Source organism: Streptomyces sp. NPDC052016 (assembly GCF_044548445.1).
Lineage (GTDB): Bacteria > Actinomycetota > Actinomycetes > Streptomycetales > Streptomycetaceae > Streptomyces.
In genome coordinates this window covers 68,367-85,936 of the sequence record NZ_JBIUBX010000020.1, presented here as the reverse complement: position 1 = coordinate 85,936, position 17,570 = coordinate 68,367, and the positions used below count along the sequence as shown (strand labels likewise).

Below are 17,570 nucleotides of genomic sequence, written 5' to 3'. Positions count from 1 at the left end.
GGGCTACCCTGAATGGCTGCTGTCATATGTTCAACGATAGACAGACTTTCCCCTCGCTGAAATGCGTTCACCTCTGCCATCCTCCAGCCCTGGAGGAGTACGTGATGACCTTGTTTCCCGCGAATTTTCGCTCACCGCATTTCACTCCCGTATTGCTGTTCGTCAACGCGTGCGGGAGTTTTCTGGTTCTTGTGAGCCTGTCCACGCACGTGGGGTCGGTCACCGGGTCCGGGCTGCTGGCCGGGGCCGTGCTGAGCGCGCCGTGGCTGCCCGCGCTGCTGCTGGCCGCACCGCTCAACCGGCTGCTCGGCCGCGGCGCCCCGGAGCGGCTCGTCCGGCTGGCCGAGGGGGCGAGCCTGATCCTGACGGCGGCCGCCCTCGTGGCGCCGGGTCACGCGCTGCCGGCGGTCGCCACCGCCCTCGTCCTCGCCCGCGGGTTCTTCGAGGCGGTCACCCGTTCGGCCACGTCGGTCGTGCTGCGCGGGACGGTCCCGCCGGAACGGCTGGACCGGGCCAACACCGCCGCCGAGATCGGCAAGCTGACCGGCCTCAGCGTCGGCGCGGCGCTGGCCGGGCCGGCCGCGGCGGTCCTGCCGCTCCGGGGTCTGATCGCGGTGAACGTGGCGACGCTGGTGCTCTCCGCGCTGCTCGCCTGGGCGTTGCCGTCGCCTGGCGAGGGCGCCCCCGCGGGCGCCCGGGACGGTGCGGGCTCCGCGGCCGGCACGCGCCTGCGCGTCGACGACCCGGTGCTGCGCAGGCTGTTCGCCCGTTTCCTGCTGGTGGCCTTCTGGCAGGGCTTCCACACCGTGGCCGTCACCGTGATCCCGCTCCACGTGCTGGGCGGCGGAACCCGCCTTGTGGGGGTGTTCGTGGCGGTCTCGTCGGTCGCCCTCTTCGCCGGTTCGCTCGCCGCGCTGCCGGCCCAGCGGTACCTCGACCGCCTCCCCTCGGCCGCGTGGGCCCTGCTCCCCATGCCGCCCCTGCTGGCGGCGGTGCTCGCCGGCCGCACGGTGCCGACTCTCGTGCTGTACGCGCTGTTCCTGGTCCTCTTCGAGGTCGCCTACGTCCACTACAACAACCGGCTGCTGGCCACGGCCTCCGCCGGGGAGCTCTCGTCGGTGGTGACGCTCCGGGCCACGCTGCTGCCCTCGGGTGTGGCCGTCTCCATCCTGGCCATGGGCGCGCTCTGCGACCTGGTGGGCCCTCTGCCCACGGCTTTCGTGGTGGCCGCCGTCACCCTCCTCGTCACCGCCGCGACCGGCACGACCGGGCAAGCCTGGAGAAGACCTGTACGGGATGCGTGATCACGATGGCAGGGGCCGGAAAGTGCGGCGTTCGCCCCCGAACACCGCCGCCCCTGAAGCGAAGGACGTCCGTCGTGCGGGTTCTCATCGTGCCGTTCCCCTGGAAGACGCATCTGTTCAACCTGGTTCCGCTGGCGTGGTCGCTGCAGACGGCGGGGCACGAGGTCCGCGTGGCCGGGTGGCCGGACCTCCTCGACGCCGTGGCCGGGGCCGGGCTGATGGGCATGGGCGTCGGCCCCGGCGAGACGGCCGAGGAACGCGGGCGGCGTGACCGGCGCGGAGCGTCGGGCGCGCCCGACGCGGGCGGGCCTGCCGCACAGGGGGACCTCGGCCCGCTGTTCGACCTGCGGCCGGATCGCGAGCGGCTGAGCCGGGAGGACGTCTCCCGGCTCTTCGACACCCTGGTGCTTCCGCAGGCCCGGCGGTTCAACGACCCGGTGATGGAGGACCTGGTCGGACTGGCCCTCGATTGGCGGCCCGATCTCGTGCTCTGGGGCGCGAAGGCGTTCGCGGGAGCGGTGGCCGCCGCCGCGGTGGGCGCGGTGCACGCCCGGGTGCTGTACTCGGTCGACGTCTACACCCGCATGCGGGAGGACTACCTGTACGCCCAGGCCCTGCGGCCGCCGGAGGAACGCGTCGACGGCCTGCGCGACTGGCTGGCGGGCTGGGCCGGGAAGTACGGCGCGGAGTTCTCCGAGGACCTGGTGAACGGACAGTTCACGATCGCCCCGCTCCCGGAGGCGTTCCGTCCCGATCCCCGGCCGACCACGCTTCCCATGCAGTTCGTCCCCTACAACGGGCCGGCCCTCGTGCCCGGGTGGCTCGCCCGGCCGCCGCGGGCGCCGCGGGTCCTGATGACGTTCGGCGACTCGGTGAACGACGGGCCCGTGCAGCACCTGCTGCCCGTCGAACGCGTCCAGGAGATCCTGGACGCGGTGGGCGACCTGGAGATGGAGCTGGTCCTCACCCTGCCGAGGGACTCCCGGGAAAGGCTGCGCCGGGTGCCGGCCAACACGCGCCTCGTGGAGTCCGTGCCCCTCTCCGAGGTCCTGCGGACCTGCGCGGCCATGGTGCACCACGGCGGGACCTGGTCGTTCGGCTGCGCTCTGCGCTACGGCGTCCCCCAACTGCTCATCAGCAGGGCCTTCGACGTTCCGCTGAAGCTCCGGTGCCTCGACCGGACGGGTGCGGGGCTCTCCATGAGACCCGCCGAGGTGGACGGGCCCGGCGTCCGCGCCGCGCTCGTCCGTCTGCTGGAGGACGACGGCATCCGGGCGAACGCCCGGCGGCTGCGCCAGGAGGTGCTCGCCATGCCCACGCCCAACGAGCTGGCGCGGACCCTGGAGGAACTCGTCGTCGCCCACCGGGCCGGAGCGGTCGGCGCCCTCCGCTGACGCGGAGCGGGCGGGCCCCGCGCGATGCTCGCGCGGGGCCCGCCCGGTGGCGGATCAGGACGCCGGCACGGGGTCCGCGGCCGCCTGGCAGGTGGCGTCGGCGCCCGCCCTGGAGGCGGGGCGGGTGCCGTCCCTCAGGTAGTCGCTGACGTAGGCGTTGAGGCAGGTGTTGTTGTTCGCCGACAGCGCGGCGCCGACGTTGTGGCCGCCCTCCTCCAGGATGAGCCGGGAGTTCGGGAAGAGCTGGTGCGTCTCGTAGGCGCCGGAAACGCCGTGCGCGGTGTCGAACTCCGGCTGCACCAGCAGGACGTTCACCCCGGCCTTGCCGATCTTCTGCGGCGTCTGCGCGGGCACCGGCCAGAAGGCGCACGGCGCGCTGTACCAGGCGTTGGTCCAGGTCAGGAAGCGGTTCCCCGCGGCGTACTGGGCGGAGTAGTCCGTGTGCCAGCGGTTCCAGTCCCGCGGCCAGGGGGCGTCGAGGCACTGGACCGCGTTGGTCATCGCGTGCCGGTTCTGGTGCGGGAAGCCCGGGTCGGAGTAGTTGGCCCGCAGCGACGTGGCGTCACCGCGCACCACCCAGTCGGCGAGCACCTGCGCGCGGGAGAGCCAGGTCCAGCTGCGGTAGACGACCGGCTCGAAGACGTCCGCCCACTCGGCCGGACCGATCCTGCCGTCGACCGGCGCCGCGCGCAGCGCGTCCTGCCCCTTGTAGTAGTTCGCCTCGACCTCGGCCGCGGTCGTGCCCAGGTGGTAGACGTCGTCGTACCGGGCGACCCACGCGAAGAAGATCCGGGCGTTGTGCTCGGACGTCACGTTCTTGTCGAGGTTGTTCCGGTACCACGCGCCGCTGGGCCGCACGACGCTGTCCAGCAGCATCCGCTGCACCCGGTTCGGGTACATCGAGGCGTAGACCGAGCCGAGGTAGGTGCCCCAGTCGGTGCCGAAGTAGGTGATCTTCTGCTGGCCGAGCGCGATCCGCATCTGGTCGAGGTCGCGCGCCGCGTCCTTGGTGCTGAGGTGCTCCAGCACGTCGCCGTACAGGTCGCCGCAGCTCTCGGCGTACGCGCGGGCCCGGTCGACCCACTCCTGCTCGGCGGCGGGCGTGCCGGGCACGGGGTCCGGCTGCGCGTGGCCCGGGCTGACGTAGTCGCTGTCGCAGACGACCGCCGGCTCGCTGGCGCCGACGCCGCGCGGGTCGAAGCCGATCCAGTCGTAGGCGGCGCCGACGTCCTGCGCCAGTCCGGTGGTGCCCTTGGCGTACCGGGTCGGCAGGTCGCGACCGATGCCGCCGGGCCACTGGCCACGGTTCAGCACCACGACGCCCTTGTACTCGGCGTCCGGGACGGTGTGCCGGGCCCTGGTCATCGCCAGGGTGATCTTCCGGCCGCCGGGATCGCCGTAGTCGAGCGGCACCTGTATGGATCCGCACTCCAGGCCCTTGAGCATGGAGCCGAGGACCGGGTCGTTGTCCGGGCACGGTGACCAGGCGACCGTGGCGACGGGCCGCGCGGCCGCGTCCTCGGCCGTCGCCGGGGCGACGGCCGATCCCAGCAGACCGGCCACGATCACCGATGTGACCAATGCGAGCTTTTTCACGTGATTCCCCTATCTGAATACAACGCGCTCGCACCCTGACAAGGTCCTCTTTAATTCCGGTCAACGATGGCTGGAAACCCCCTGGAGTGAGCAGGAACGAAGAAGCGCCGCGTCCGGGCATTTCCCTAGCATGAAAAAACAACCCCAACCCCAGGAGTGATCATGGCTGACTCTGCCGTCCAGGGAATCAAGACGGTGCTGCATCCCGTGACGGATCTGGCGAAGGCCAAGAAGGTCTACAGCGCCCTGCTCGGCATCGAACCGCAGACCGAGGGGGACTTCTACGTCGGCTTCGATGTCGCAGGTCAGCACATCGGTCTGGTGCCGGGAGCCGGGACGCAGGGCATGGACGCGCCGGTCGCCTACTGGCACGTGCCCGACATCGAGTCGAAGCTGGCGGAGGTGACCGCCGCGGGGGCCACGGTGCAGAGCCCCGCGGCCGACGTCGGCGGCGGCCGCCTGGTGGCCACCGTCACCGACATCGACGGCAACGTGCTCGGACTGATGCAGGATCGCTGAGGCGGGAGCATCCCTCGCGTCCCGCTCGAGCCCCGCTCGAGCCCCGCTCGCGTCCCCCTCGAGTCCGCCTCGAGTCCCCTCAGCCCCCCTCGAGTTCTCTTCGAGTGCTTCTCGAGGGGGAATCGAGGTGGATTCGAGGGCGGCGCCCCACGCTCGCCGGACGGGACCGGGCGAGGGTGGTCCCCGCCGGAGGGATGGAGACAGGATGAGCAAGGACACCAGGGCGGACGCGCGCTCGCCCGAGCCGCACGCCGCCGACCGGCACGACGTGATCCGCGTGCACGGTGCCCGCGTGAACAACCTCAAGGACGTCAGCGTCGAGATCCCGAAGCGCCGGCTGACGGTGTTCACCGGGGTGTCCGGCTCGGGCAAGAGCTCTCTGGTCTTCGGCACGATCGCCGCGGAGTCGCAGCGGCTGATCAACGAGACGTACAGCGCGTTCGTGCAGGGCTTCATGCCGACGCTCGCACGTCCCGAGGTCGACGTCCTGGAAGGACTGACCACCGCGATCATCGTCGACCAGCAGCGGCTGGGCGCCGATCCCCGCTCCACGGTCGGCACCGCCACCGACGCCAACGCCATGCTGCGCATCCTGTTCAGCCGGCTCGGGCAGCCGTACATCGGCCCGCCCAGCGCGTTCGCCTTCAACGTCCCCAAGCGGACGGCGAGCGGGGCCATGAACGTCGACAAGGGCAAGGGCAAGCGGATCGTGGTGCGCAAGGCCGTCTACCACGGCGGCATGTGCCCGCGCTGCGAAGGCCGCGGCACCACCTCCGACATCGACCTCACCCAGCTCTACGACGACTCCAAGGCGATCGGCGACGGCGCGTTCACCATCCCCGGCTGGAAGCAGGACAGCTTCTGGACCACGCGGGTCTACGCCGAGTCGGGCATCCTCGACCCGAGGAAGCCGATCCGCGATTTCTCCGAGAAGGAGATGCGGGACTTCCTCCACGGGGAGCCGACCAAGGTGAAGGTCGACGGCGTCAACCTGACCTACGAGGGCCTGATCCCGAAGATCCAGAAGTCGATGCTGTCCAAGGACAGGGAGTCGCTCCAGCCGCACGTCCGGGCGTTCGTGGACCGGGCGGTGACCTTCACCTCGTGTCCCGAGTGCGGCGGCACCCGGCTCAGCGAGGAGGCCCGGTCGTCGAAGATCGGCGGGCTCTCCATCGCCGACGCCTGCGCGATGGAGATCAGGGACCTGGCCACGTGGGTGCGCGAGCTGGACGAGCCGTCGGTGGCGCCGCTGCTGGCCAAGCTGGGGCACACACTGAACGCGTTCGTGGAGATCGGGCTGGGCTACCTCTCGCTCGACCGCCCCGCGGGCACCCTGTCGGGCGGTGAGGGACAGCGCGTGAAGATGATCCGCCACCTCGGCTCCTCGCTCACCGACACCACCTACGTCTTCGACGAGCCGACCACGGGTCTGCACCCCCACGACATCCAGCGGATGAACGACCTGCTGCTGCGGCTGCGCGACAAGGGCAACACCGTCCTCGTCGTGGAGCACAAGCCGGAGGCCATCGCGATCGCCGACCACGTCGTCGACCTCGGCCCGCAGGCCGGCTCCGGCGGTGGCGAGGTGATGTTCGAGGGTTCCCTCGACGGACTGCGGGCCAGCCGCACCGTCACCGGCCGCCACCTCGACGACCGGGCCGCCGTGAAGAAGACGGTGCGCAGGCCCCGGGGACACCTGGAGATCCGCGGCGCCGCGACGCATAACCTCCGCGACGTCGACGTCGACATCCCCCTCGGCGTGCTGTGCGTCGTCACCGGGGTGGCCGGCTCCGGCAAGAGTTCGCTGATCCACGGCTCGGTGGCGCGCCGGGACGGCGTGGTGGCCGTCGACCAGTCGCCGATCAAGGGGTCACGCCGCAGCACCCCGGCGACCTACACCGGCCTGCTGGACCCGGTCCGCAACGCCTTCGCCAAGGCCAACGGCGTGAAGCCCGCCCTGTTCAGCGCCAACTCCGAGGGCGCCTGCCCCACCTGCAACGGCGTCGGCGTCCTCTACACCGACCTCGCGATGATGGCGGGCGTCGCCACCACCTGCGAGGACTGCGAGGGCAGGCGCTTCCAGCCCTCGGTCCTGGTCCACCGGCTGGGCGGCCGCGACATCAGCGAGGTCCTCGCCATGCCGGTCGACGAGGCCAGGGAGTTCTTCGGCGCCGGCGAGGCGCGCGTCCCCGCCGCCCACCGGATCCTCGAACGCCTCTCCGACGTGGGCCTCGGCTACCTCGACATCGGGCGGCCCCTGACCACGCTGTCGGGCGGCGAGCGCCAGCGGCTCAAGCTGGCCGCCCACATGGCGGGCAAGGGCGGCGACGGCGTCTACGTACTGGACGAACCCACCACCGGCCTCCACCTCGCCGACGTCGAGAAGCTGCTCGGACTGCTCGACCGTCTCGTCGACGGGGGCACGTCGGTGATCGTCGTCGAGCACCACCAGGCCGTGATGGCCCACGCCGACTGGATCATCGACCTCGGTCCGGGCGCCGGCCACGAGGGCGGCCGGGTCGTCTTCGAGGGCACTCCGGCCGAGCTCGTCGAAGCCGGTTCGACCCGCACCGGCGAACACCTCGCCGCCTACGTCGGCCGGTAGGACCTTTTCCGGGGGTGGTGGCGGGGTGAGCCCCGTCACCACCCCCGACGTTTTTCAGCGGTTGAACCGGCAATCTGAAAGATGCCCGGAATCAGGCGATTCCCTAGCGTGAATCACACGGTATCCATCCCCCCTCGCGAAAGGGAAAGTCACATGTTCCGAGCGTGGAATTCCACCTGCGATGTGATCTCATGAGAATCCTCGTCACCGGCGGAGCCGGATTCATCGGCTCGCATTACGTGCGGACCATGCTCGACGGCGGATATCCGGGTTTCGAGGACGCGCACGTCACGGTTCTGGACCTGCTGACCTACGCGGGAAACCGTGACAACCTCCCCGCCTCCCACCCGCGGCTCACCTTCGTACGGGGCGACATCCTCGACCGGGAACTGCTGCGGACCGTACTGGACGGTCAGGACGCGGTGGTGCACTTCGCGGCCGAGAGCCATGTGGACCGTTCGATCGCGAGCGGGGCGGCGTTCGTCCGGACCAACGTGGAGGGCACGCAGGCGCTGCTCGAGGCCTGCCTGGCGGTCGGCGTCGAGCGGATGGTGCACGTCTCGACGGACGAGGTGTACGGGTCCATCGAGGAGGGCTCCTGGACCGAGGAGTCCCCCCTCCTGCCCAACTCGCCCTACGCCGCGTCCAAGGCCTCGTCCGATCTCATCGCGCTGGCCTACGTCCGCACCCACGGGCTGAACGTCTCGGTCACCCGCTGCTCCAACAACTACGGCCCCTACCAGCACCCGGAGAAGTTCATCCCGCTCGCCGTCACGCACCTGCTCGAAGGACGCCCCATCCCCGTGTACGGCGACGGCCGGCAGGTCCGCGAGTGGCTGCACGTGGACGACCACTGCCGGGCCGTGCACCGGGTGCTCACCGGCGGCAGGGCGGGCGAGGCCTACAACATCGGCGCCGGCACGGCCGTGCCGAACCTGACGCTGGCCCACCGGCTCGCCGAGCTGTGCGGAGCGGGTCCGGACATGATCCGGCACGTCACCGACCGCAAGGGCCACGACCGGCGCTACGCCCTGGACCAGACAAAGATCGAGAAGGAGCTCGGCCATCTGCCGCTCGTCCCGTTCGAGGAGGGTCTGGCGGAGACCGTCGCGTGGTACCGGGACAACCCGCAGTGGTGGAAGCCGGTCAAGGAGAGCGGTGGTCGCCCGTGAGCGCACCGGCACGACTGGTTCCGCGTTCCCGGGCCGGGATCTCCGAGCGGCTCGCCCTGTCCGCCGCCACGGCCGAGGGCGTCCACATCGCGACGTCCGACGTCCCGGGCTGGCTGGACTTCCACCGGTCGTCCTGCGGGACGGCGATCCGGCGGATCCCGTTCGCCGAACTCGACCACTGGTCGTTCGCGCCGGAGACCGGCGACCTGCGCCACCGCAGCGGACGGTTCTTCACCGTCGAAGGCCTGCACGTCGTCCGTCCGGAGGCCGAGTGGCAGCAGCCGATCATCGTGCAGCCGGAGATCGGCATCCTCGGCATCCTCGCCAAGGAGTTCGACGGCGTCCTCCACTTCCTCATGCAGGCGAAGATGGAGCCCGGCAACCCCAACCTGGTGCAGCTCTCCCCCACCGTGCAGGCCACCCGCAGCAACTACACGAAGGCCCACGGCGGGGCGGCGGTGAAGTACCTGGAGCACTTCCTCGACCCGGACAGGGAGCGGGTGCTCACGGACGTCCTGCAGTCCGAGCACGGCGCCTGGTTCTACAAGAAGCGCAACCGCAACATGATCGTCGAGGTGGACGGCGACGTACCCGCGGACGACGCGTTCCGCTGGCTCACCCTCGGACAGATCGTGGCGCTGCTGCGCCGGGACAACGTGGTCAACATGGACGCGCGCACCGTGCTGGCGAGCGCGCCGACGGCCCCTCCCGAGCGCGAGGCGCTGTCGTCCGACTCCGACCTGCTGGCCTGGTTCACCGGGGAGCGGGCCCGTCACGACGTCAGCACCCGCCGCATCCCGCTGCGGGAGGTCGCCGGGTGGCGGCGCGACGAGCACTCCGTCCGCCGTGCCGACGACCGGTTCTTCCGGGTGGTGGCGGTGTCCGTGGAGGGCGCGGGCCGTGAGGTGGCCGGCTGGACCCAGCCGATCCTCGAACCGGTGGGCCCCGGGATCGTCGGCTTCGCCCATCGGGTCTTCGACGGCGTCCCGCACGTCCTCGTGCACGCGCGCGTGGAGGGCGGCTTCCTCGACACCGCCGAACTCGCGCCGACCGTGCAGTACGCACCGGAGAACTACGCCCATCTGGCGGCGGAGCACCGGCCGCCGTTCCTGGACCTGATGCTGAACGCGTCCCCCGACCGCGTCCTCTACTCGGCGGTCCACTCCGAGGAGGGCGGCCGGTTCCTCAACGCCGAGAGCCGCTACCTGATCGTCGAGACCGACGAGGCCACGACGCCCACCCAGGCGCCCCCGGGGTTCCACTGGGTCACGCCCGGCCAGCTGAACTGGCTCGCCGGGCACAGCCGGTACGTCAACGTGCAGGCCAGGACCCTGCTCGCCGTCCTCAACACCGGCGCGGCCGCCCGCACCCACCTGTCCGTCTGAGCCGCCGCACCGTGTCCTCGCACAGCGCCCTTGCACGATCCCCCCGTACAGCACCAGGCTCCGAGTCCGTGACCACCACAGGGCTCGGAGCCCGGTGCACGACAGAAGGCCCTGTCCGGTGGATCCTCCACCGGACAGGGCCTGAGAACGAGAGGGACTACTTGGCCGCCGCGAGCCGCGTGGTCATGGGGGTCCACTTCTTGGGGTTGACGCGCCAGTCCACCGGCTCCTGCTTGGTGGCGACGTTGACGCGGTTCCAGAGGTTGACCAGGCCGATGTGGAGCACTATGGCGCCGAGTTCCTGCTGGTTGAAGTGCTTGGCCGCCTCGTCCCAGACCTCGTCCGGCACCGGGTCCTCCCGGTCGTTGATGCGCGTGGCGGCCTCGGCCAGCGCCAGCACGGAGCGCTCGGCGTCGGTGAAGCAGGTCTGCTCCCGCCAGGTCGCCACCAGGGGGAGGCGGTAGTCCTCTTCCCCCGCCTCCTCGAACTCGCGCTTCTTCACGGGGATCTGGACCGGGCGGCCGTTGATCTGGCTCACCCGCAGATGGATGAGCACAAGCGTCTGCAACGGCACACCAACATTGTTGATGGCCTTGACCAGCCCGCGCATAGGCGGCAGAACATCGGGAACGACCAACGACGGGTTAGGCATCCGCGGCGACATCTGTATTTCTCCTTCGGATTGGGACTGGATAACAGCCTGCCTTCAGGGCCGCCTTTTCTCAAGTTTCCAGAATTGCGGCGGCCGGCTGCCTTTTCGAGCGTCCGGCGGCTTGGGCGAGTGCTTGGTGAAGTCGTTTGTCGGCCGTTTGCCCGGATTCCCATTGCACACCGATCGCGAAGGGGTGGTCCGTGACCTCCACGGCCTCCACGGTGCCGTCCTGCGCCCAGGCGGTGGCGGTGAGGCCGGTGCCGAGCCGGTGGACGGCCTGGTGGTGGTGGCAGGCCGACACGGGCGCCTCCTCGTCGAGGACGCCGGCGATCCGGCTGCCCGGCCGCAGTTCCAGCCGGTGCTCACCGAGGGTGAAGGAGGGCGTCCGCGGGCGGTGGCCGTCGTGGCCGACGACGTCCGGCAGGTGCTGGTGGAGGCTGCCCCCGTGCAGCACGTTGAGCAGCTGCATGCCGCGGCAGATGGCCAGAACCGGCAGCTCGGCGTCGAGTGCCGCCCTGACCAGGGCGAGTTCGGCGCGGTCGGCGTCCGGGCTCATCGGCCGGGTCACCGGGTGAGCGGCCTCGCCGTACAGCGCCGGATCCAGGTCGGGGCCGCCCGGCACCAGCAGGCCGTCGAGCCGGCCGACCAGGTGCTCGACACCGGGCAGCAGCGGAAGCAGCAGGGGCGTGCAGCCCGCCGCGGACAGGAAGGCCACGTGCGACTGGAGCGCGAGGCTGACGACCATGTCGCTGCCCTGGAGCGTGACCGGCGCGGTCCGCGCGCAGATCCCGACCACCGGCCGCCCGGCGATCGCCTGACCGTTCACGACTGCATTCATGACCACCCTCATGGGTTCCGGGTTCAACTGAGGAAAACGAGCAGATGAAACAACCGCTTCCGCGGACAGCCATCGCCGTCAAAATAGTCAGGTGCGTGAAGCGGAGGCCATCGTTCAATATCCGGCCTGCCTGCCCTACTGAACGGAATCCCACTCCTGATACCACAGACGGGTGGGGAGTGCTTTGTCCCCGTGAATCTCCCGCAGCCCATTCAACCGAGGTATCCATGATCGAGGCGAAGAACCTCACGAAACGCTACGGCGACAAGACCGCCGTGAACGACCTGTCGTTCACGGTCGCCCCCGGCCGGGTCACCGGCTTCCTGGGCCCCAACGGCGCGGGCAAGTCCACCACCATGCGGCTGCTGCTGGGGCTCGACCGGCCCGACAGCGGCGAGGCCACCATCGACGGCGTGCCCTACCGCGATCTCGCGCAGCCCATGCGGGTGGTGGGCGCGCTGCTCGAGGCGCGCGCCGTCCACACCGGCCGCAGCGCCTACGACCACCTGCTCTGTCTCGCCCAGACCCAGGGCTACGGCAAGCGCAGGGTCGAGGAGGTCATCGAGCAGGTCGGACTGGCGTCGGTGGCCCGCAAGCGGGCCGGCGGCTTCTCGCTCGGCATGGGGCAGCGGCTCGGCATCGCCGCCGCGCTGCTGGGCGACCCCGCGGCGCTGATCCTGGACGAACCGGTCAACGGCCTGGACCCCGAGGGCATCCTCTGGATCCGCAACCTGATGAAGTCGCTGGCGGCGGAGGGCCGTGCCGTCTTCGTCTCCAGCCATCTGATGAACGAGATGGCCGTCACCGCCGACCACCTCATCGTCATCGGCCGCGGCCGACTGGTCGCCGACTGCTCCACCGAGGAGTTCATCGAGCGCAGCACCGAGCAGTGCGTGCTGGTCAAGACACCCGACCGGGAGCAGCTCGCCGAGCTGCTGAGGGCCGAGGGCGCCACCGTCACCGGCGCCGAGGACGGCGACCTGGAGGTCACCGGGCTCGAGGCCCCGCGCATCGCCGAGCTCGCCGCGGCGAGCGGCCTGGTCCTGCACGAACTCGCGACCCGACGCGGTTCGCTCGAGGACGCCTTCATGGAACTGACCAAGGACGCCGTCGAATACGACGCCGGCGTGCCCACCGCCGGAGGTGTGAAGTGACCACCGTGACCGCGTCCGCCCCCACGTCCGTGGCCGTCGCCGAGGGGCACAGGCCGAGCTTCGGGCGGCTGATGCTCTCGGAGTGGACCAAGATCCGTTCCGTCCGCTCCACGATCTGGTCGCTCGCCGTCCTGGTCGTGCTCACCCTGGTCTTCACCGCGCTGTTCATGCAGATGGGCGTCGCGAACTGGGACAAGTCCAGCCCGTCCCAGCAGGCCGAGATGAGGCTCGACCCGACCGGCACCATCCTGGGCAGCGGCATCCTGCTCAGCCAGCTCGCGGTCTGCGTGCTGGGCGTGATGGCCATCGCCTCGGAGTACTCCACCGGCATGATCCGCGCCAGCCTGCTCGCGGTGCCCAGGCGGGTGCCGGTGCTGGCGGCCAAGGGCGCGGTCTTCGGGCTGCTGGTCCTGGCCGTGGGCGAGCTGACCGCGTTCTCCTCCTTCTTCATCGGCGCGCCGATCCTCGACAGCAAGGCGCCGGTCGCGATCGGCGACCCGGGCGTCCTGCGGGCCGTCGCCGGCTGCGGTCTCTACCTGTCCCTGCTCGGCCTGTTCGCGCTCGCCGTCGGCGCGATCATCCGGCACACGGCCGCGAGCATCACCGTCGTCATCGGCTTCGTCCTGGTGATCACGCCGATGGCGGGTCTTCTGCCCGGCAGCGTGGGCAAGCACGTCCACGCCTACCTCCCCACGGAGGCCGGGTTCATGATCACCCAGCAGCACGCCCGGGCCGGCGACCTGCTGGGGCCGTGGCAGGGCCTCGGGGTGCTCGCGCTCTGGACGGCCGTCCTGCTGGTCGTCGCGGCGGCGCTGCTGCGCCGCAGGGACGCCTGACGGCCCTCCCCGCCCACCGCGGGTGCCCGCCTGATCGGCGGACACCCGCGGTGTCGTGTTTCCAGGGGGCGTCCACCTGCCCTCGACTACAGCTAAAGACCCCCCTGCGACGCTCGTCGACAGCGGCAGCAGAGAGGGAGTAAAGGAATGGCTCAGAGCAATGCGCAAGCCGTCTTGATAACGAGTGCATTCAGCCCCGCCAGGACGGAGACCGCAGAATCTTCGCGCAGTGAATTCGATCTGAAGAATTTCGAGAAACTGCCGGCGCGCGATGTCCCCATCAACGCGCTGTCGCCCGGGGTGTCCCTGCGCCAGGGCGGCACGGACGCCGCCCACATCCAGCTTCTCGTCGACGCGGCGGGCTCGGCCGAATTGCCGCCCATTCTGGTCCAGATGGACGGATGTCGCGTCATCGACGGACTGCACCGGCTGGAGGCCGCCAAGCTCCGGGGCGACGACAGCATCAAGGCGCGCTTCGTCGACTGCTCGAATTCCGAGGCGCTGGTCATCGCCATGAAGGCGAACGGCTCGCACGGACTGCCGCTGTCGAAGGCCGACCGCGTGTCCGGCGCCCGGCGTGTCCTCGGCTCCCACCCCGACTGGTCCGACCGCGCCATCGCCGGCATCACGGGCCTGAGCGCGAAGACGATCGCGTCGCTGCGCGTCCGGTCGGCGGATGCGGCGCCGCTCGACGGCAAGCGCATCGGCCGGGACGGACGGCGGCGTCCGGTGGACCCGGGCGAGGGCAGGCGGCGCGCCGCCGAGTACATCGCCGCCCATCCGAACGCCCCCCTCCGTCAGGTCGCCAAGGAGACCGACGTGTCGCTGGGCACGGTCCACGACGTGAGCGCGCGGCTCCGGCGGGGCGACAGCCCCGAGCGGGACGGCCGCCGGACGGCCGCGGCGCAGCACGTCCGGCCCCTGCAGTCCGTGCAGTCGTTGCAGTCCGTGCCGGCCGCGGCGGGGCAGGCCGACGAGGCGGCGAGGCCCGCCGCCTCGGTTCCCGGCGGCGTCACCGCCCGGGTGCCGTTGCGGGTGGCCCCGAGCGCCGACGCCGCGCCGCACCGCAGGAACCACACCGACGCGCCGCCCACCTGGGCGACGGTGGCGGCCAAGATGGCCGCCGACCCCGCCATCCGTTACACCTCGGGCGGCAGGGATTTCCTCCGCTGGATGCAGCAGCACGCCACCGACCCCGACGAGAACTGGCGGGAGCTCGTCGACGCCGTCCCGCCGCACTGGCTCGGCGTCGTCGCCCCGATCGCCGAGCGCATCGGCAGGGAGTGGAGCCTGCTCGCCGAGCGGCTGAGGACCAGGCAGGACCTCGCGCCGTGATCCCTCGCGCTCACGACCGTGACGGCACCGGTGCCGCGGACGCCACCCGGAGGTGGCCCGCGGCCTGGCGCCGTCCGGCGGGAGCCGGAAGCGGGGTGACGGAGGCGCACCCGGGGCGCGCCCTGACGTCGGCCGGGGGTTCGAGCGCGGGCAGCGCGAGCAGGACCGGCGGGTCGGCCGGTCCGCTCGGGCGCAGACGCACCGCCGCGCTCGTGATGCCGTCGGCGGTCACGGTCACGGTCCTCGACCCGACGAGCGAGGTTCGCCGCGCCCGCGGGTCGGGCCCGACGCCGTCGGCCACCGCCACGGCGAGCAGGTGCCAGGTCCCCTCGGGAACGTTCTCCAGGGAGTAGCAGGACGGACGGCCGCCCGGCACGTCGACGACGGCCGAGGCTGCGGACGGATGCTGGACGACGGGCGTGCGGAAGGCGCCCAGGTACACGCGCGCGTTCCCGTGCCCCTCCGGCAGGCTGATCGTCCCCGCGACCGTGCCCCGTCCGGGCCCCGCGTCCGGCTCCGGCTCCGGTCCCGGCAGGCCGTCCCCGCCGTCCCGTGACAGCCGGCGGAACCGGCTGGGGGACACTCCGACACTGGCCGTGAAGGTGTTGGTGAACGAGCCCATGCTGTTGTATCCGACCGCGAAGGATATCTCGGTGATGCTCATCGAGGTGCTCTCGATCAGCCGCTTGGCCTGGTGAATGCGGATCGCGGACAGGAATCTGCCGGGAGTGAGGCCGGTCTCCTCTTTGAAAAGCCGTGTGAAATAGAAACGGCTGAGCGAAGCACTTTCGGCGATGTCGGTGAGAGTCAGGGGCTCTCCGTAGCGCTTCCGGATGCACTCGATCGCCCTTTCCACTGCCTTGTCCATATGCACCTCACTACGTCTCGACGCAGTCAGCAAAATAGCGTGGCAGCGTCGCGCTGAACTCGAGTGACGCTAGTGATCTGTTCACCTGTGTTCACCGGTTGCGGTGCAGCCGCTGAATGCCGTTGAATAACGGAAGCGTCCGCTTGGGCGTGGAAAGGCGCGGAAAGGCGTGGGGCGGGAGCCGCACCGCCTCAGGCTCCCCCGCCGTAGGCGGCCACCGCCGCCGACGCGTCGCGCCGGTCGATCCGGTCGATCCGCACCGTCCGCGCCCCCACCACCGCGACGGACGCCGGGTGCGCCCCGTCGACGACCATGTCCGCCAGGGCCGCTGTCGGCCGGGGGGCGGCGAGCCGGTCCGGCCAGGCGAGGACGGCCGGCGGGGCCTGCGGAGCGGACACCTCGAGCTCGCGCAGCGGCAGGCGCAGACCCACACCGAGCGCCTTCAGTACGGCTTCCTTCCGTGTCCAGGTGCGCAGGAAGGCGGAGTGCCGTTCGGCGGACGGACGGGCGTACAGAGCCGTCAGCTCCGTGGGGGTCAGGGCGCTCGTCGCCGCCGTGCCGACGTCGAGGCCGCCGGCGTACTCCTCGACGTCGAGGCCCACCGAGGCGCCCCGGCAGACGGCCACCCCGATCACGTCACCGCTGTGGGTGACGGAGAAGTCGACGTCGGCGTAGGCGGACGCCGGCGGCACCGCCAGGGCGACCTTGCCGTGCGGGCCGCCGCAGCGCGGGCAGACCCGGCGCAGGGGGACGTCGGCGGGCGGCACCCCGAGCAGGTCGCCCAGCGCGAGGCGGCTGAGCGCGCAGCCGAGCAGGAACCGCTCCTTGTCGGCGGGGGCGACGGTGGCCTCGTACCGGGCGCGCTCCACGGGGTCGAGCAGCGTCAGGAGCCCGGGGTGGCCGTCGTCCCGGCGCGCCCACCACACCTGTACCGCCTGTCCGGTCACACGCCCTCGCCCTGGTCGTCGTTCGGCCCGCGGCCCACCGTCACGGCCTACACTCCTGCTCGCCCCGCACGACGACCACCCATACCAAGACAAAGGGGAAAGCCGGATGCGCCTGCACACACGGGAGTGGGGAACGGGTGAACGCGTCGCCGTCCTCGTCCACGGCATCATGGCCGACCACCGCACCTGGCACGACCTGGTGCCGGTCCTGACGGACCGGGGGTACCGCGTGCTCGCCGTGGATCTGCGCGGCCACGGAGCCAGCGCCCGCGGGGCGTACGCTCCCCGGCTCTTCGCCGAGGACCTGCTGGACACGCTCCCCCGCCGTCCCGAACTGGCGCTGGGCCATTCGCTGGGCGCGCTGGCCCTGGCGCTGGCGGTGGAGGAACTGGCGCCGGCCCGTGCGGTCTACTCGGAGCCGGCCTGGCGGCTGGCCGGGTCCGACGGCCGGCTGGACCCGGCCCTCTTCACGCTCTTCAAACGCTCTCCCCGGCTTCTCACCAGCTTCGCCCGCCCGGCGGTGACCGCCCGGCGGATCAGCGACCGGGCGGCGAACGACCCACTGCCGAGCGGCGGACGCGCGAACGGCGGATCGGTGATCGGCGGCGGGGAGGGCGGCGCCGACGGCGGCGTCCTCGGTGTGGGCGGCGGCGTCTTCCGCCGGGTCGGCGAAGCCGATCGCATCGCCCTGGAACAACAGGCTCTCGGCTGCTGGGACGAGACCAGCGCCCTCGCCCTCTCCTCCCACCGGCTCGTCGACCACACCCCGGACACGGCCCTGGTGCCGTCCCTGGTCCAGGTGTCCGACCCGAGCCTGCTCGTCAGCGCGGAGATGAGGGCGGACCTGGTGCGACGCGGCTTCGAGGTGCGCACGGTGCCCGACGCGCCGCACGCCATCCACCGCGACCGTTTCGACGCGTTCGTCGAGTCCCTGTCGGGGTGGCTGTGACGGAACGGCGTGCCGG

General features: G+C 71.3%; 15 protein-coding genes. 10 read left to right on the top strand and 5 right to left on the bottom strand.

All coding sequences use genetic code 11. The features are described 5' to 3' along the window. The first annotated feature begins 26 nt into the window (after positions 1-26). Both ACIHAR_RS24710 and ACIHAR_RS24705 read left to right on the top strand, forming a co-directional pair. Positions 27-1,304, top strand: coding sequence for an MFS transporter (locus tag ACIHAR_RS24710; RefSeq protein WP_400021878.1), 1,278 nt, complete (start codon positions 27-29; stop codon positions 1,302-1,304). Between the two features lie 74 nt (positions 1,305-1,378). Then, positions 1,379-2,698, top strand: a complete 1,320-nt coding sequence (locus ACIHAR_RS24705; RefSeq protein WP_400021876.1) for a nucleotide disphospho-sugar-binding domain-containing protein — start codon at positions 1,379-1,381, stop codon at positions 2,696-2,698. A gap of 54 nt (positions 2,699-2,752) precedes the next feature. On the opposite strand, the gene ACIHAR_RS24700 is transcribed toward ACIHAR_RS24705, so the two are convergent. Next, a complete protein-coding gene (locus ACIHAR_RS24700; protein WP_400021874.1) occupies positions 2,753-4,294 on the bottom strand; it encodes an alpha/beta fold hydrolase in 1,542 nt (513 codons plus the stop codon). A gap of 162 nt (positions 4,295-4,456) precedes the next feature. Here ACIHAR_RS24700 and ACIHAR_RS24695 point away from each other — a divergent pair, with 162 nt between their 5' ends. The 4 genes from ACIHAR_RS24695 to ACIHAR_RS24680 all read left to right on the top strand — a co-directional run bounded on the left by ACIHAR_RS24695 (position 4,457) and on the right by ACIHAR_RS24680 (position 9,975). Beyond that, the gene (locus ACIHAR_RS24695) at positions 4,457-4,813 is read left to right on the top strand and encodes a VOC family protein (protein WP_365462186.1); all 357 of its coding nucleotides are present in this window, start codon (positions 4,457-4,459) and stop codon (positions 4,811-4,813) included. 205 nt (positions 4,814-5,018) lie between these two features. Next, complete coding sequence (locus ACIHAR_RS24690; protein ID WP_400021872.1) at positions 5,019-7,418, top strand: ATP-binding cassette domain-containing protein; 2,400 nt, start codon at positions 5,019-5,021, stop codon at positions 7,416-7,418. A gap of 191 nt (positions 7,419-7,609) precedes the next feature. Continuing rightward, positions 7,610-8,590 (top strand): dTDP-glucose 4,6-dehydratase, encoded by a 981-nt coding sequence (gene rfbB, locus ACIHAR_RS24685; protein ID WP_400021870.1) that lies wholly within the window; start codon positions 7,610-7,612, stop codon positions 8,588-8,590. Then, complete coding sequence (locus ACIHAR_RS24680) at positions 8,587-9,975, top strand: NDP-hexose 2,3-dehydratase family protein (protein WP_365462180.1); 1,389 nt, start codon at positions 8,587-8,589, stop codon at positions 9,973-9,975. The genes rfbB and ACIHAR_RS24680 overlap by 4 nt, the downstream gene beginning before the upstream one ends. 157 nt (positions 9,976-10,132) lie before the next feature. Here ACIHAR_RS24680 and ACIHAR_RS24675 read toward each other — a convergent pair whose 3' ends face one another. Both ACIHAR_RS24675 and ACIHAR_RS24670 read right to left on the bottom strand, forming a co-directional pair. Further along, positions 10,133-10,585 (bottom strand): carboxymuconolactone decarboxylase family protein, encoded by a 453-nt coding sequence (locus tag ACIHAR_RS24675; RefSeq protein ID WP_365462179.1) that lies wholly within the window; start codon positions 10,583-10,585, stop codon positions 10,133-10,135. Between the two features lie 112 nt (positions 10,586-10,697). Further along, positions 10,698-11,465 (bottom strand): gamma-glutamyl-gamma-aminobutyrate hydrolase family protein, encoded by a 768-nt coding sequence (locus tag ACIHAR_RS24670; protein WP_365462177.1) that lies wholly within the window; start codon positions 11,463-11,465, stop codon positions 10,698-10,700. Positions 11,466-11,692: 227 nt separating this feature from the next. On the opposite strand from ACIHAR_RS24670, the gene ACIHAR_RS24665 reads away from it, so the two are divergent. From ACIHAR_RS24665 to ACIHAR_RS24655, 3 genes are all read left to right on the top strand, one after another. Further along, positions 11,693-12,619 (top strand): ATP-binding cassette domain-containing protein, encoded by a 927-nt coding sequence (locus ACIHAR_RS24665; RefSeq protein ID WP_365462175.1) that lies wholly within the window; start codon positions 11,693-11,695, stop codon positions 12,617-12,619. After that, positions 12,616-13,455, top strand: coding sequence for an ABC transporter permease (locus tag ACIHAR_RS24660; protein WP_365462173.1), 840 nt, complete (start codon positions 12,616-12,618; stop codon positions 13,453-13,455). Before ACIHAR_RS24665 ends, ACIHAR_RS24660 begins: the two co-directional genes overlap by 4 nt. A gap of 147 nt (positions 13,456-13,602) precedes the next feature. Then, positions 13,603-14,790: a nuclease gene (locus ACIHAR_RS24655; RefSeq protein ID WP_365462171.1), complete on the top strand. Its 1,188-nt coding sequence runs from the start codon at positions 13,603-13,605 to the stop codon at positions 14,788-14,790. 10 nt (positions 14,791-14,800) lie between these two features. On the opposite strand, the gene ACIHAR_RS24650 is transcribed toward ACIHAR_RS24655, so the two are convergent. Then, positions 14,801-15,658 (bottom strand): helix-turn-helix domain-containing protein, encoded by an 858-nt coding sequence (locus tag ACIHAR_RS24650; RefSeq protein ID WP_365462169.1) that lies wholly within the window; start codon positions 15,656-15,658, stop codon positions 14,801-14,803. A gap of 191 nt (positions 15,659-15,849) precedes the next feature. Next, complete coding sequence (locus ACIHAR_RS24645; RefSeq protein WP_400021866.1) at positions 15,850-16,605, bottom strand: 4'-phosphopantetheinyl transferase family protein; 756 nt, start codon at positions 16,603-16,605, stop codon at positions 15,850-15,852. Positions 16,606-16,711: 106 nt separating this feature from the next. On the opposite strand from ACIHAR_RS24645, the gene ACIHAR_RS24640 reads away from it, so the two are divergent. Further along, positions 16,712-17,554 (top strand): alpha/beta hydrolase, encoded by an 843-nt coding sequence (locus ACIHAR_RS24640; protein ID WP_365462165.1) that lies wholly within the window; start codon positions 16,712-16,714, stop codon positions 17,552-17,554. The last annotated feature ends 16 nt before the right edge of the window (positions 17,555-17,570 follow it).

Bases quoted from the DNA above. Each gene is read 5' to 3' on its own strand.
- ACIHAR_RS24710 (WP_400021878.1), top strand. From the start codon at position 27: ATGTTCAACGATAGACAGACTTTCCCCTCGCTGAAATGCGTTCACCTC.
- ACIHAR_RS24695 (WP_365462186.1), top strand. From the start codon at position 4,457: ATGGCTGACTCTGCCGTCCAGGGAATCAAGACGGTGCTGCATCCCGTG.
- ACIHAR_RS24690 (WP_400021872.1), top strand. From the start codon at position 5,019: ATGAGCAAGGACACCAGGGCGGACGCGCGCTCGCCCGAGCCGCACGCC.
- rfbB (WP_400021870.1), top strand. From the start codon at position 7,610: ATGAGAATCCTCGTCACCGGCGGAGCCGGATTCATCGGCTCGCATTAC.
- ACIHAR_RS24675 (WP_365462179.1), bottom strand. From the start codon at position 10,585: ATGCGCGGGCTGGTCAAGGCCATCAACAATGTTGGTGTGCCGTTGCAG.
- ACIHAR_RS24670 (WP_365462177.1), bottom strand. From the start codon at position 11,465: ATGAATGCAGTCGTGAACGGTCAGGCGATCGCCGGGCGGCCGGTGGTC.
- ACIHAR_RS24665 (WP_365462175.1), top strand. From the start codon at position 11,693: ATGATCGAGGCGAAGAACCTCACGAAACGCTACGGCGACAAGACCGCC.
- ACIHAR_RS24655 (WP_365462171.1), top strand. From the start codon at position 13,603: ATGGCTCAGAGCAATGCGCAAGCCGTCTTGATAACGAGTGCATTCAGC.
- ACIHAR_RS24650 (WP_365462169.1), bottom strand. From the start codon at position 15,658: ATGGACAAGGCAGTGGAAAGGGCGATCGAGTGCATCCGGAAGCGCTAC.
- ACIHAR_RS24640 (WP_365462165.1), top strand. From the start codon at position 16,712: ATGCGCCTGCACACACGGGAGTGGGGAACGGGTGAACGCGTCGCCGTC.